The organism is Methylobacter sp. BBA5.1 (genome assembly GCF_000746145.1).
GTDB classification, from domain to species: domain Bacteria; phylum Pseudomonadota; class Gammaproteobacteria; order Methylococcales; family Methylomonadaceae; genus Methylobacter; species Methylobacter marinus.
The window spans coordinates 1-12609 of record NZ_JQKS01000058.1 but is presented as its reverse complement, the minus strand read 5'-3'; the positions used below and the strand labels follow the sequence as shown (position 1 = coordinate 12609).

Below are 12609 nucleotides of genomic sequence, written 5' to 3'. Positions count from 1 at the left end.
TTCCGCCCAAATACCCGCCGCGCGCGGCCAACCGGCGGATTCAGGGCTGGGTGAAAATAGAGTTCACCATTACCCGCACGGGCACGGTCAAGGATGCGGTCGTGGTTGAGGCCAAGCCGAGCGGCATCTTCGACAAGGTGGCGCTGGAGGCCATCAATAAATGGAAATTCAAGGAAAAGCGGGTTAACGGCGCCCCGGTCGAGCAACGCGCGGTTCAGGTGCTGCAGTTTAAACTGGCGAAGTGATTGGACTTAATTTTATGGTCCGATCTCAAGCTTTTAGACTTGGGCGCGAAGACAAGTCCACGTACAGCGTTTTTTGGCGATGCTCTGTACGGGACTGTATTCGCCTGCCCAGGCAAGGTTGCTGAGAAAATAACAGCTCGAAAGGATTACCGTCCGATAAAAATTCATTCGCATAAAGGATCGCTAATTTTTCTTATTACGGACTGGCGGTTTGCTGGCAAGAGTCGATCTGCGAATTCAAGGGCTCCGTCAAGGACAAAGGCCTATGGATAAACAGTGCTGGCCCGGGGGCCAATATCGTCTTCTTCCAGCACATAGCGGACCGGACTGCCTGCCTCTAACTGGTCAAATTCGCCTACCACACTATTTCTATGGAAATAAATTTCACGGCCATCCTCGGCCACGATAAAACCGTGATCTTCTTCAGGCAGCAAGCGTGCTACTGTTCCGAAGTTCTGCAGGTTATGGTTTTTAACTTCACCGCGCTGAACGCGGGCATAATCTTCCAGTTGTCTTGTTGCCGCCTTAAAAGCGTCGCGTATGGCCACATAAATATCTTCATGGGCTTGCTTGTCATGATGCTCCCGGCTGATGACCAGCTCTTTGCGGGGCGTGGTGATATCGATACGAATGTGGTATTGATTGCCATGGCGATGGTGCTGGTGTTCTGACTCCACGGCGACCCGGCAGCTCATAATATGGGTATGAAATTTTTCCAGTTTTGCCACTTTTTCGCGGATCCTGGCTTCTACGGCATCAGAATGAGGTATTCCTCGAAAAGTAATCTGTAATGGAATCTGCATGATGATCTACCTATATCAAATATAGTACGAATGGCTTAAATGGTCGTTATGTGGCTGGGCGATAAAATAAATGCTGGTATGCCGGTTTGATTCCGGCAGGGCACTTGAGGGTTTGTTAAGGTTAGGCTGGGTAAGCAGCAGAAGTACGCGCATCGACAACAGTATCAGTACCAGCCAGACAATGACCATGATGCCGAAGTGTTTGAAATCGCTCCATACCCGGGTTTTCGGAAATCCTGACCGTAAAAGTTCCACGATCAGGATCGCATCCATGGCGCTGCCCATTAACAGGATAAAGAGGGCAAAAAAATAGCTTTGATCAATCAATAGGGCGGTAAGCGGCATGCGTCCGCCGCTGGCTATCATAAAGATAAACCAAACGCAGGCCGTCAGCAGAAAGCCTCTGCGTACTTCACTCATTGATTCAATGTATTGGTTTATATTCATGAACCGCTGCTCTGCTATTTTCATAACCGGATTCCTTAATTTAAATCATCTACGCTTGTTCCCCTTGGGAAAGGAGCTAATACTGATTACCAAGCTCCGCATTATTATCGGTTTTCGCAATTCGGGTTTTTATGGTTTTCTCTTGCCCGTCACGGGAGATATGCAGATCGACTTTATCGCCTACCCGCATTAATGCAATGCTATTGCTTAGTCTGGTTGAGGTATCAATCGGCTGGCCGTTCATGGCAATGACTATATCGCCTTTTTTCAAACCCGCCTTATCGGCTGGCGAGCCGGGAATAACACCGGAAATAATAGCTCCTTGCTGCTGTTTGATATTAAACGTCCGAGCCAGATCCGGGGTTATATTTTGAATCTGAATGCCTATCTGTCCTCTCTGTATATTGCCGTATTGAATGATCTGCTTGACAACATGATTGGCCATATTAATAGGTATGGCAAAGCCGATTCCCACATTGCTGCCGTTAGGCCCGACTATGGCGGTATTGATACCGATTAATTCTCCCTGCAAATTGACCAGCGCGCCGCCGGAATTGCCGGGGTTGATGGAGGCATCAGTCTGAATAAAATCCTCATAGCCTTCTATACCCAGACTGGAGCGGCCCAATGCGCTTATTATTCCGGATGTAACCGTTTGGCCGAGGCCGAAAGGGCTGCCTATGGCAACGACAATATCGCCGACCTGTAATGTATCGGAATTGCCTTTGGGCAATTCGACCAATTTGCCCGTTTTGATTTTAATCAAGGCTATTTCCGTATTTGGGTCGCTGCCGATTACCGTCGCGTCATAGCTTCTGTTGTCCTGTAGTGTCACTGTGATTTGGTCTGCCTTGTCAATCACATGATGATTAGTAATGACATAGCCTTTGCTGGCGTCAATGACTACCCCAGAGCCGAGATTCTGGATTTCCCATTCCAGCGACTTGTCGGACATATCAAATAATTCGCGATAGAAGGGATCTTTGAATAAAGGGTTTTCTTTATGGCTTAATCGTATGCGCGTGGAGATATTGACAACAGCGGGGATGACTCTTTTCAACATCTCCGGCAGAGGATTATTGGGAATCGGTAGCTGTGCCCATGCGTTTAATGCCGGTAATTTGGTTGATATTGCCATTATCAGAGCAATTGCCAGGAAATACATGAAAATCTGTTTTTTCATAATTGCTCCGTAACTCATTGCTAGTGGCAAGTCAGTTCTAATGTGGAATTAGAACCTGTATGCGGGCAAAAATTCTTTTTAATTATGCTGCTCTTTAGTGTGTGCACATCGATTGCACTCAAATGAGTGATATTTTTCCCGGTAATCAACAAGGAACGGGGCTCAGGCTCATTTCAGGCACACGCGGTGATTGCTCACAAAGGCAAGCGATTAGGCCTTCTGGACCGGCTATTGGATATTGAAGCTTTTCATATTATTAGCATTGTCGAGTATACGGATATATTTACGTTGAACATCCAGCAATCCCTCATCCTGAAGCTGGCTGAAAGCCCGGCTTACCGTTTCTTCCGCGAGTCCAAGATAATCGGCTATATCGCGACGGCTCATGGGTAAATTGAAAGCGTTGGCGGAAAACCCCCGTTCACTTAGGTTTCGAGACAGATCGTTCAAGAAAATAGCGAGACGGGCGGGAGCGCTTCTATTGCCGCGCAATTCCATCAAGTGTTTGTTCTGAACAATTTCATGGCTCATCAGTTTAATAAATTGATGGCTGAGCGTTGGTATGCTGTCAGCCAGTTTCTGATATTGATCAAATGGGATCTTGCAAAGGCTACAGGTATTTAGTGTTGTCGCATTGCAGTCATAAACGCCGGAACTGATCGCGCTTAAACCTATGATGTCGCCCGGGTAATGGAACTGAATGATGTGTTCGTGACCGTCGCCGAAAACACACCAGGATTTAACCGTTCCGGAGCGGACAAGATACAAATATCGAAAAGGTTGCTCGGCATGGAAAATGTGCTGGCCGCTGTCCAGGTAATATTGCTGGGAAATAATGCTTTGCAAGTGCTGGCGATCATCTGTTTGCAAGGTAGACATCAGGCAGGAGGCATATGTTGTACAGTCCTTGCACACATCCGGGTTTTTGCTAAGTAGTTCGTTAACGGTTTTTGTTTCCGGTTCGTCAAGCGACATCAATAACAATTGATTGACCGCTTCGAAATATTTCAGGTAAGCACGAGAAAAAGAGAGTTTCAATACGTTTTCCGATTGATGTGAAACGATGCCCGTCAATTTAAAGAATTTATTAATGCCATAGTCAATCGTAAAAGTAATGTCGACACTGTGATGGTTTCCTATTACTTTTTCTCTTGCGGCAAGCTTGATTTCATTGAAACTGATTGCGCTGGTTTTGAAACGCCCCAGAAATTCTTCCCCATTATGCAGATCGACATCCAGCACTATGGGGACTCCTGTGAATTTTGATCGGGTCATTTTTCAACTCCATTTTTTCAAATGTTGAGGAATCCTTTTACGATTAGGCTTCGGTTATAAAAGTGATAATTACGTTATTGCCAATCCATTCACGCCATTGTTTATAGATGGCGACCTTATTAATTGAAGACAAAGTTGATTAACTTTTGCTAAATAACGTCAAGCAACTATTGGATTCAATGCCGTGCATAAAGTGGTAAATTTTCTTTAGACTTTAACGCGCGGGCTCTTTCGCCAAAAGGGAAAATCTTGCCTCTTGCTGCTAGGAATGGGCCGGAGTAAGTGCGATCAATAAGTCGTTTATTCTTGATTGTCTCAACCAACCCCTGGCCCTCCCTTTTAGGCGAGAAAACTAGCCTCCCTTTATCGGACGCAATACAAACAGAAAAGCATCCTTCCGCGGAGAAAATTAAATAACAATTACATTTTCAGCTTGGAGGCCTTTTTGTCCCTTTGTGACATTAAATTGTACTTTCTGGCCGTCATTGAGTGATTTAAAGCCGGGGTTGTTAATGTTGCTGTAATGAACAAAAACATCGGGACCTTTCTCTTGTTCAATAAAGCCGAAACCTTTATCGGCATTAAACCATTTAACAGTGCCAGTAATAGAAGTAGTAGTCGATGTATTCATATTCGTAGACATAATTCGAAAATCCTAAAATGTTAAAAATGTATTTGTAGAAAGTAGCGCAAGGTATCCGGCATTACATAATTTCTATGCTTCTGCGTTTACTTTGTTCTGACTTGGGGATGGTAATATCAAGTATTCCGTCCTTGAATGAAGCTTTAGCCTTCTCACCATCCACTTGAGTAGGTAAAGATAAAGTCCTTTGAAATTCTCCACGGTTTATTTCTCGGCAGTAATAGTTCTCGTTCTTCGTTTCTTCTTCCTGTTTGCAGGATGCGCGAATAGTCACCATTTGGTCATCTATTGAAACATCCAGATCTTCTTTTTTCACGCCTGGCAGGGCCGCCTGAACCTTTATTTCGTTATCGTGTTCGATAACATCCACTTTGGGAATGTTTTTGCTGAGAGAGAATTCTCTTTCCGGCCAACTAGGGAGTTTCCAGTCCGGTTGTAACCAGCGACGGGAAAGCAGATTATCAAACCAGCGATCTAAATCATCAAAAGCAATTAGGCCGGAACCTAGCTGAGATGGCTCTGATGGTGCCTTAGCAATATTTTTATTTGGATCTTGGCTTTGATCATCATTACTCATAATGCTCTTCTCCGAATCTATTATTTGGCAACTGCAAGGGAAAAATCTTTCGTAAAAAATAAAAACGATGGCTTGAAGTGCTTCGGTTACTGGCATTCAGTCAAGAAACCTTAAACAGCTTCAATTTTTTCCTGTGAATAAAATGTAGCGTATTTTCAAAGACGGTAGAATTGGTGCAAATACCTAGTACATAACAGTAAATTACGATAATTCATATCAGCAGCGGTTTGCTGGAATAAGTCCAGCGAAACGGTTTAGCCAGCGTATCATCGTTAAAAAACGCAATAATGGTGAGGATACGATGCCTGAGTTCTTCCTTTGGTGAAAAACTGCCCCCGTTTGAGCAGGCGCCGAGTCAAGATACCGAACCAGATTTCCACTTGATTGAGCCATGAATGATGTTTGGGCGTATAGACAAAGCCAATACGATGGTTTTTCTCCTGGAGAAAAGCAGAGCGAGAAGCCAGAGTCCTATATTGTCTTCGCGTAAACCCACATCATGGCTTATCGCCTTATTACTGGTGCCCTGGGCGGCAATATAATCCGGCTTCACCACACTAAACCATACGGCGTTTTTCGACTCCGGCCAAGAGTGCAGGATGTCGTTTTGCTCCGTTATTCAGAGCAAGGGGGCTATGTCACTGGATGGACTCGGTTGACAATTGATTTTTTAGGAAATAACAGGCGACGGCGGATTGGCCTCGATTCCGCGGCCCTGGTGGGCACAAAGCTCACTGGTGTCTACGTGCCATGCCTGTTGAATATAATCTCAAACCTTACCTCTACAGGGCTTTAGGATTATCTCACTTTCCTGTTTCCACATAAGGAGCGACTAAGATTAGCTTGTTAGATTGGCTGCAAGCGGTAAGAGCATATTTATTGAGACTGACTGTTTTTTTATTGGGTCAAGTTTTTGAATTTCAAAGGTAAATTATTGTAACTAAGGTTAAGTAGAAAGCTGGTTTAAACGTCAAATTTTCTTAAGATTTGATTTGTTCAAATTTATATTTGAGGAGAAAGTGATGTTACGAGAACTTGGTTCGGAGCTTTCGTTTTCTGTTGTTCAGTCATCGGTACTGGTATTTACCTCGGAGCAATCGCAGTTGCTCGTTATCTTAATGGCTTTCATTGTCATGTTGGTAATTGAAGATCGCCATGCTTGCGCTGAGCAGCCATTAAAAGCTTTCCGGCGGCATTATTTAACAAATATCAGTATGTTTGTTTTTAATAGCGTCATGATGTCGCTGCTCTCGGTGTATTCCTTGTTGACTATTGCCGAACAATACGCCTCGGCAGGATTGCTGAGCCAGATTTCTAATCCCGTTATCAGGATCGCCGTGTCATTTATGTTGCTCGATTTGACTTTGTATTTCTGGCATAAAGCGAATCATATGTTTAACTTCCTGTGGATGTTTCACCAAGTACACCACAGCGACCCCTCGTTTAATGTTTCAACGGCATTTCGTTTGCATTTAGTCGAGCTATTACTGACGGCCGGCCTGAAAGCGCTTTATATTATCGTATTCGGTGTGGATAAGGCCGTGGTGATCATTAGTGAAGCGGTAATTACGGTATTTGTGATTTTTCATCACATGGATGTTTCAGTCCCGGGCGAGAAATGGCTGGGCCGGATTATCATTGTGCCTTATTTACATAAGGCTCATCATTCAACTCTGCGAGAGGAGCATGATCATAACTATGGGGCCGTGTTTTCAATATGGGATCATTTATTCAAGACGATAATTGAGATAAGGCCCGCTGAAATTGGTCTTCGGTATGTCAAAACCCAGGATTTCATGGCGCTGTTTCTTTTGGGGTTTACGCGATTTCAGTCATCGCGGCATTGATGTACCCAGAAATCGCCACAGACGCATAGCTGTCATCATGGTATCCTGGGCACTAAATTCGAGAGTATCTATTAAATAACAAAAATGCCGTACTTTTATTTAAAGACGGCATTAATAAAACAGGATAGGTGCTCTATTTCTTCCAAACATACGGCATGTTCCATAATATAATCATGCCAGACAATGTCATATCCCATTTCCTTTAGCGCAACATACGCTGCTTTACCCGATTCAATCGCCACAACAGGATCTATAATGCCATGGGCCATCAGGATAGGCGTGGCATTATTGGTACTTGACCGCTTTTTTTCTAATTGTTCAAGTGTCGGCAGATAAGTTGAGAGAGCTATGATTCCAGCCAGTTTGTGCGGATATTTCAAACCGGCGTGAAGAGCAATGGCGCCGCCTTGGGAGAATCCCGCCAGTAAAATATTCTCGGAAGCAATGCCTTTATCGATTTCCTGTTGAATAAGCTTGTCGATTAATGTGCTGGATTCATAAATTCCAGCGATATCGACTCTTCTGGAGGGTAACTTTTCCAAAATGTCGTACCAGGCGCGCATTTTCATACCGCCGTTGATGGTTACAGGCTGAATAGGGGCATTGGGGAAAATAAAATGAATGGCCTGAGCTTCGTTTAAATTCAGTTGCGGGACAATGCCGGCAAAGTCGTGCCCATCAGCGCCTAGGCCATGAAGCCATATAATGGAATATTTATGAACAGATTCAGGTTGAATTTCTATTGTACTAAGTTGAGAAATCATAGGTTACCCCGAAAATGATGTGAACAAATATGAAATTGAATATGCTTATGAGAAAAGTGATTAATGCCAGGGATTGCCGTCAAATTTTGGCAGATCAGGATTCATATAGTCCCATGGCTGGGCATCGGCTACCCAAATATCTTTTTGCGGCCGGAAAATGCTGGGGTCATCCAGCGTAGATGCGCTAACCGGTCTCAATTTGGTGAAAGCGCTGTTCCTGCCAAACAAGGCGGTCCCGCATTCAGGACAGAATGCTCGATAAACAACATGGCCGCTGGCGGCAATAGTTGCGTACTCTTTATAATTGCCAGTTATTGTAAGTGCGGATGACGGCACAAGCATGGCCGCTAAATACGGGGCACCCAAAGCTTTTTGACATGTTCTGCAATGGCAGTTGAAACTACTGGCGGGTTTGACTGAAATTTCGTATCTGACAGCGCCACAAAGGCAGCCGCCTGTAATGGGAAGTTTCATATATTCTCCCGAAACAGTGGGTTATGATAAACCTGAGTACAATTAGCGCAATATCTGAACTTTAATTGTCCATTAATACTAAAGTATGGTATTTGATATCATTTTAATCGGTTTATTAATTGTCGCTTACTTGTATTGGGCGAGTGCCCAGCGGGTAAAGTCGATAGCCCTTAACGCAACTAAGCAGCATTGTTTGGATATGAACGTTCAGATGCTGGACGATTATATTGCCTTAACCGGTCTCTGGCTGAAAAGAGATAGAACAGGAAAAGTGCATTTATGGCGTTCATTCCAGTTTGAGTTTTCTTCAACCGGAAATGAACGGTATAACGGGCAAATTGTAATGTTCGGATGTCGGATCGAATCAATTCAAATGGAACCGCACCGATTAGTTTAGGGATAAATAAATGAGTACGCAAAAAGATTTTTAGGGGCAGATCGTAACATGAACAATTGTCCGTTATGTGAACATGAGCGGAGTGGATCGGAACCGAAATATCCAAACTTTTGACAGTGTTTACTTGAAAATCCATGGACTTATTAGCTAAGAGGAAGCGTCGAAAGAAAAATTTATTTTGCTGACCTTACAGAACGGTTATAAGTTCAGGTAAAGTAAAGCAAGAATTAATGGCCGGCCTGCGGCGGATACTAATCGGGCTTTCTAATCAAGGCGCTTTTTACTCTTTATTGTAATTATTGCCTTTTTGTTTTTGTCTTGAGGATTTCTGTTTTATAGATATAGAATTTTCACTAGGCGGATAAGAAAATCAATGGATTATCAGTAATATGAGCAAACAAAACTATCAAAAGCCGTCTCAGGAAACTCTGGATGAAGCGATACGAGTAGCCCGAGGGATTCAGCGACTTGGTCAGGCCAAAGAGCAAGCCAAACGGATGGCTCAGAGTATTCAAAAAGGGATTGGATTATATAAAAGGCAACAGAAATCCTGGGCTAGAGAGTCGGACAGAAAATTTAAAAAAACTTTGGATCAGCCCGAATTCGTGGAATCAGGTGATTCTCAAATACAGGAACGAGAACTGTGTCAACAGCACGGATTATCCTGGTTATTGCTGGTATTCAGGGTGTCCTGGTTATTGTTAATTTTGACATGGTTGGGCATTGGTATTTATTTGCTGGCTTGAAAAATCCTGGCGACGTCTTCTGTAATCCTAATCTAAGGAGTTGGCGTGAAGCGAAAGCAAGAATAAATTTACTTGAATTAAAAGGTGATCTTTAGAATTTACAAATAAGGTGATGATTATGGGCTTTGGAACTGTTTTGAAACTACTTGCCTTTTTAGTATGGCCTGTTTTATTGCTTTTATTATATTACTTGTCGGACAAAGAGGGTTTCAAGCGTAGGCTTAATAAGATGAAGCGGGATGGAGTTGATAAAGACTAGTATTTAGCCAGCCTTGTTCTGACGAGTAAAATTTGCAGAGTATTCATAGCGTGCGAATAGTGCGAATACCCTCAAGGGCACAAGTACCCGTCATAATTAAATTGATTGACTATTAGAACTTCAAACCGAATTCAAGGACCATCTTGATAGAGACATACAATATAAGCAGTATGGCGCCCAAATAAACGATAAATCGCAACGGTTTATCTTTGATGCTAGCGAGAATTGTTGTGTTTGTCCCTGTTTTTTTGAGCTGCAGATATAATTCTCGTTGAGTTGCCAATCTTTGCCGTTGGTATTCTTCAAGCAATTGTCGTGCTTTAAAAAGATCTTCATCTTTTAATAGCCAAATTGCGGGCATTGATATACCCCAGTTTCCGGCAGATGTCTCATAGTAGTCGATTTCATTAGAACGTAACAATTCACGAATTTCATCGGCTTCGTCTTCGGGGACATTTGCAAGGCGAAATAATAAAATAGACATTTCAGAAATACCATTTGATCATAGAAAGATGTATAGGTTGTAACAGTAGGCAAGAACTAGGAGTGGTCATTCACATCAAGATTCTCATTCTGGTTTACTTTTCAAAGAGGCATAATCAGTCGTTCTGCCATTGAGTACACAAAAGATAGATAAGAAACGTGAATTTTATAAATCCCGCGACTGACTTGTCTTTATGTCCATTCTCGGCGTTGCCTACAGTACAGGGATGTAGGTAAGGGGCGTGAGCAGGAGCGGAAGCTTTGCTCAAACAGTTACAGGCCTGCAATGCGCCTGTTTGCGGGCCTCAGCAACTGCTCCATGCGTCGCCGACTGTTGATGCTAAGCCCCAGGGATGTGGTGAATGCAGAGAAATGACGGGATCATTTCCTGTCCATGCAGTCGTTGAACATGAACAGAAATCCTGCCTCAATCGCGGTTTTTATTTCATCCCCGTTCCTGACTAGTAATTGAATCGTTTGTAATAGAAAATTGCACCTCAGAAAATTAATAATTTCAAAAAAGACATTAATTATGCATGAAAATCGAGTAATCGAACTAGAAATAAAGGTAGCCTATCAGGAAGATCTCATTCAAGAACTGAATAAGATTGTTAGTCAACAGCAGCGGCAGATCGGTCGCCTCGAAGCGACTTGTAAATTGCTTAATGAACGCATTAAAAGTTTATCGGAGATTGCAAGCGGTGAGGAGGCTATTGATCAGCCGCCGCCTCACTATTAATCAATGACATTTAAGACTGATTTAAATGAGAATCAGAAAAAACTTTTTAAAAAAGCTGATGCCCTTAAAATATAAGGAGACATCTATCACAAAAGCTTATAAATGAAAGTATTACAGATATGTCTATCAATTAAAATGGAAAAATAATAGGGATCAACGATGGAGATAAAATGGCAAGCTACGAAACAGTAACAATTTCAGGTAAGGAATACGGTGAAGAAGATATATTGCGAGAGCAGGATGAATATATCAAATTGGAATGTGTCGATTTGTGTTTTGCTTTAAACATCCTGATCAATGATGAGTCCGCGCTGGTTAGAGCCGCAGTAGCTCGTAAAAAAGTGGGGCATGAAATGCTGGTCAATGATAGTAATTGGCGTGTTCGTGCAACAGTTGCAAAATACTGTGATGATGAAAAATTGCTGGACGCTTTAATTAATGATGAGAATGAATATGTACGCTTTATCGTGGTAAAGAGAGGGTATGCGTTGAAGCACTTTGTTAACGACCAGGATGAGGAAATTGCTTCTATAGCAAGGCATAGTCTGCAGAATCAGCAAACAGTATAGCTTAATGCATTGGATTGATGGTGGTTGTTAAGCATAAATTAAGCTTGTTAGGTTTTTTTAATGCGGTGATATTTGTTATTTTGATTTGACAAATCTTCGAGCGAAATCCTTAGCGGAAATGTCGAGGTTAATATATTGATTGAACAGGTTATTAACATCAACCGGATTTAAATAAGCGTAGATACCATAACCTTTGGTGGCAAGAAACGCTTCGCTTAATTGACTTATAAACTCTTGCCGCATGGAGTCTTTGTTTTCAATGGATTTATTGCTATTCATTTTTATCTTCCTATTACAAATTTGCGAGAAGTGAAAGTTTTAAGCGTTTAAAATCAAAATCTGAAAGCAGCCTATCGCAGCATGCTGATTATTTCAATGCCTTCCAGTCATAGAAACAGGATAAAGTGCATGTCAAGATGATAAACAATCTTTAAGCTTTAATTATCCTTAAAAAGCACAAGGCTAACAATACGAATAATTACTTAATTTAATGCTTGACGATTAAAAAAAGATCGGTAGAATATGCCCTTCTTTCGGCGGCAGGTTGTCCGGAAGGGGGCAGGGACAGAAAAAAAGTTGACACTGAGGTTGACAAGCAGAGCGGATCGGGTATAATGGTCGGCTCTTCGGGGTTGAAGCGATTGGCTCCGGTTTTTTCGGGATGAAAAATAAAAGCAACAAGGGGTTGACAACGGGTTTTGACTCTGTATAATAGTCGGACTCAGCGGGGCTTTAAGCTCCACGCTCTTTAAAAGTCAGATCAAAATAATTTGTGTGGGTGCTTGTGATGATTATTTTAGTTGTAATGAAATAATCGAGCAAGAACAAACACGTCGATTCAACATTTACGTTAAGTTTTTGGTCGAGCCAAGATTGGTCACTCATCTTCCTGAGTGGCAAAAACAGATTGAACTGAAGAGTTTGATCATGGCTCAGATTGAACGCTGGCGGTATGCTTAACACATGCAAGTCGAACGGTAACAGGCCTTCGGGCGCTGACGAGTGGCGGACGGGTGAGTAACGCGTAGGAATCTGCCTCATAGCGGGGGACAACTTGGGGAAACTCAAGCTAATACCGCATACGCCCTACGGGGGAAAGCGGGGGACCTTCGGGCCTCGCGCTATGAGATGAGCCTGCGTTAGATTAGCTAGTTGGTG

17 protein-coding genes and 1 rRNA gene are annotated in these 12609 nt (G+C 42.9%); 7 read left to right on the top strand and 11 right to left on the bottom strand.

Going from position 1 to position 12609, the window contains the following annotated elements:
* Positions 1–245, top strand: a 245-nt coding sequence (locus tag EK22_RS21260) for an energy transducer TonB (RefSeq protein ID WP_036254189.1), incomplete at its 5' end; no start/stop codon positions are given.
* Between the two features lie 263 nt (positions 246–508).
* Here EK22_RS21260 and EK22_RS21255 read toward each other — a convergent pair.
* The 7 genes from EK22_RS21255 to EK22_RS25650 form a co-directional block, all read right to left on the bottom strand.
* Positions 509–1048 (bottom strand): HPF/RaiA family ribosome-associated protein, encoded by a 540-nt coding sequence (locus EK22_RS21255; RefSeq protein WP_020159553.1) that lies wholly within the window; start codon positions 1046–1048, stop codon positions 509–511.
* Between the two features lie 15 nt (positions 1049–1063).
* Complete coding sequence (locus tag EK22_RS21250; RefSeq protein ID WP_161786481.1) at positions 1064–1495, bottom strand: hypothetical protein; 432 nt, start codon at positions 1493–1495, stop codon at positions 1064–1066.
* A 76-nt stretch (positions 1496–1571) separates the two neighbouring features.
* A complete protein-coding gene (locus EK22_RS21245; RefSeq protein ID WP_036254182.1) occupies positions 1572–2678 on the bottom strand; it encodes a Do family serine endopeptidase in 1107 nt (368 codons plus the stop codon).
* Between the two features lie 228 nt (positions 2679–2906).
* A complete protein-coding gene (locus tag EK22_RS21240) occupies positions 2907–3920 on the bottom strand; it encodes a helix-turn-helix domain-containing protein (RefSeq protein WP_020159556.1) in 1014 nt (337 codons plus the stop codon).
* A 442-nt stretch (positions 3921–4362) separates the two neighbouring features.
* Positions 4363–4596 (bottom strand): cold-shock protein, encoded by a 234-nt coding sequence (locus tag EK22_RS21235; RefSeq protein ID WP_020159557.1) that lies wholly within the window; start codon positions 4594–4596, stop codon positions 4363–4365.
* Between the two features lie 61 nt (positions 4597–4657).
* On the bottom strand, positions 4658–5173 hold the full coding sequence (locus EK22_RS21230) for an Hsp20/alpha crystallin family protein (RefSeq protein ID WP_027147306.1): 516 nt from the start codon (positions 5171–5173) through the stop codon (positions 4658–4660).
* A gap of 272 nt (positions 5174–5445) precedes the next feature.
* On the bottom strand, positions 5446–5640 hold the full coding sequence (locus EK22_RS25650) for a transposase (protein WP_198014672.1): 195 nt from the start codon (positions 5638–5640) through the stop codon (positions 5446–5448).
* Positions 5641–6195: 555 nt separating this feature from the next.
* Here EK22_RS25650 and EK22_RS21225 point away from each other — a divergent pair.
* A complete protein-coding gene (locus tag EK22_RS21225) occupies positions 6196–7020 on the top strand; it encodes a sterol desaturase family protein (protein WP_051962012.1) in 825 nt (274 codons plus the stop codon).
* 95 nt (positions 7021–7115) lie between these two features.
* Here EK22_RS21225 and EK22_RS21220 read toward each other — a convergent pair whose 3' ends face one another.
* Positions 7116–7784, bottom strand: a complete 669-nt coding sequence (locus tag EK22_RS21220) for an alpha/beta hydrolase (protein ID WP_020159560.1) — start codon at positions 7782–7784, stop codon at positions 7116–7118.
* 60 nt (positions 7785–7844) lie between these two features.
* Positions 7845–8258 carry a GFA family protein gene (locus EK22_RS21215; protein WP_027147307.1) on the bottom strand — a complete coding sequence of 138 codons (414 nt, stop codon included), beginning with the start codon at positions 8256–8258 and terminating at the stop codon, positions 7845–7847.
* Positions 8259–8343: 85 nt separating this feature from the next.
* On the opposite strand from EK22_RS21215, the gene EK22_RS21210 reads away from it, so the two are divergent.
* Both EK22_RS21210 and EK22_RS21205 read left to right on the top strand, forming a co-directional pair.
* Positions 8344–8655: a DUF3301 domain-containing protein gene (locus tag EK22_RS21210; protein WP_027147308.1), complete on the top strand. Its 312-nt coding sequence runs from the start codon at positions 8344–8346 to the stop codon at positions 8653–8655.
* 389 nt (positions 8656–9044) lie between these two features.
* Positions 9045–9401, top strand: a complete 357-nt coding sequence (locus tag EK22_RS21205) for a DUF2956 family protein (RefSeq protein ID WP_036254179.1) — start codon at positions 9045–9047, stop codon at positions 9399–9401.
* Between the two features lie 371 nt (positions 9402–9772).
* Here EK22_RS21205 and EK22_RS21200 read toward each other — a convergent pair whose 3' ends face one another.
* Complete coding sequence (locus EK22_RS21200; RefSeq protein ID WP_020159564.1) at positions 9773–10144, bottom strand: DUF6164 family protein; 372 nt, start codon at positions 10142–10144, stop codon at positions 9773–9775.
* 531 nt (positions 10145–10675) lie between these two features.
* Here EK22_RS21200 and EK22_RS21195 point away from each other — a divergent pair.
* Together EK22_RS21195 and EK22_RS21190 are read left to right on the top strand one after the other, a co-directional pair.
* On the top strand, positions 10676–10882 hold the full coding sequence (locus EK22_RS21195) for a SlyX family protein (protein ID WP_020159565.1): 207 nt from the start codon (positions 10676–10678) through the stop codon (positions 10880–10882).
* A gap of 170 nt (positions 10883–11052) precedes the next feature.
* A complete protein-coding gene (locus tag EK22_RS21190; RefSeq protein WP_020159566.1) occupies positions 11053–11451 on the top strand; it encodes a HEAT repeat domain-containing protein in 399 nt (132 codons plus the stop codon).
* Between the two features lie 75 nt (positions 11452–11526).
* Here EK22_RS21190 and EK22_RS25050 read toward each other — a convergent pair whose 3' ends face one another.
* Positions 11527–11730, bottom strand: coding sequence for a hypothetical protein (locus EK22_RS25050; RefSeq protein WP_020159567.1), 204 nt, complete (start codon positions 11728–11730; stop codon positions 11527–11529).
* Positions 11731–12360: 630 nt separating this feature from the next.
* Between EK22_RS25050 and EK22_RS21180 the strand changes: the two genes are divergently transcribed.
* Positions 12361–12609: ribosomal RNA gene (locus EK22_RS21180) — 16S ribosomal RNA — on the top strand; the annotation flags it as partial.

Bases quoted from the DNA above. Each gene is read 5' to 3' on its own strand.
- EK22_RS21200 (WP_020159564.1), bottom strand. From the start codon at position 10,144: ATGTCTATTTTATTATTTCGCCTTGCAAATGTCCCCGAAGACGAAGCC.
- EK22_RS21210 (WP_027147308.1), top strand. From the start codon at position 8,344: ATGGTATTTGATATCATTTTAATCGGTTTATTAATTGTCGCTTACTTG.
- EK22_RS21220 (WP_020159560.1), bottom strand. From the start codon at position 7,784: ATGATTTCTCAACTTAGTACAATAGAAATTCAACCTGAATCTGTTCAT.
- EK22_RS21245 (WP_036254182.1), bottom strand. From the start codon at position 2,678: ATGAAAAAACAGATTTTCATGTATTTCCTGGCAATTGCTCTGATAATG.
- EK22_RS21190 (WP_020159566.1), top strand. From the start codon at position 11,053: ATGGCAAGCTACGAAACAGTAACAATTTCAGGTAAGGAATACGGTGAA.
- EK22_RS21225 (WP_051962012.1), top strand. From the start codon at position 6,196: ATGTTACGAGAACTTGGTTCGGAGCTTTCGTTTTCTGTTGTTCAGTCA.
- EK22_RS21215 (WP_027147307.1), bottom strand. From the start codon at position 8,258: ATGAAACTTCCCATTACAGGCGGCTGCCTTTGTGGCGCTGTCAGATAC.
- EK22_RS21250 (WP_161786481.1), bottom strand. From the start codon at position 1,495: ATGAATATAAACCAATACATTGAATCAATGAGTGAAGTACGCAGAGGC.
- EK22_RS21205 (WP_036254179.1), top strand. From the start codon at position 9,045: ATGAGCAAACAAAACTATCAAAAGCCGTCTCAGGAAACTCTGGATGAA.
- EK22_RS21195 (WP_020159565.1), top strand. From the start codon at position 10,676: ATGCATGAAAATCGAGTAATCGAACTAGAAATAAAGGTAGCCTATCAG.
- EK22_RS25050 (WP_020159567.1), bottom strand. From the start codon at position 11,730: ATGAATAGCAATAAATCCATTGAAAACAAAGACTCCATGCGGCAAGAG.
- EK22_RS21235 (WP_020159557.1), bottom strand. From the start codon at position 4,596: ATGTCTACGAATATGAATACATCGACTACTACTTCTATTACTGGCACT.
- EK22_RS21230 (WP_027147306.1), bottom strand. From the start codon at position 5,173: ATGAGTAATGATGATCAAAGCCAAGATCCAAATAAAAATATTGCTAAG.
- EK22_RS21255 (WP_020159553.1), bottom strand. From the start codon at position 1,048: ATGCAGATTCCATTACAGATTACTTTTCGAGGAATACCTCATTCTGAT.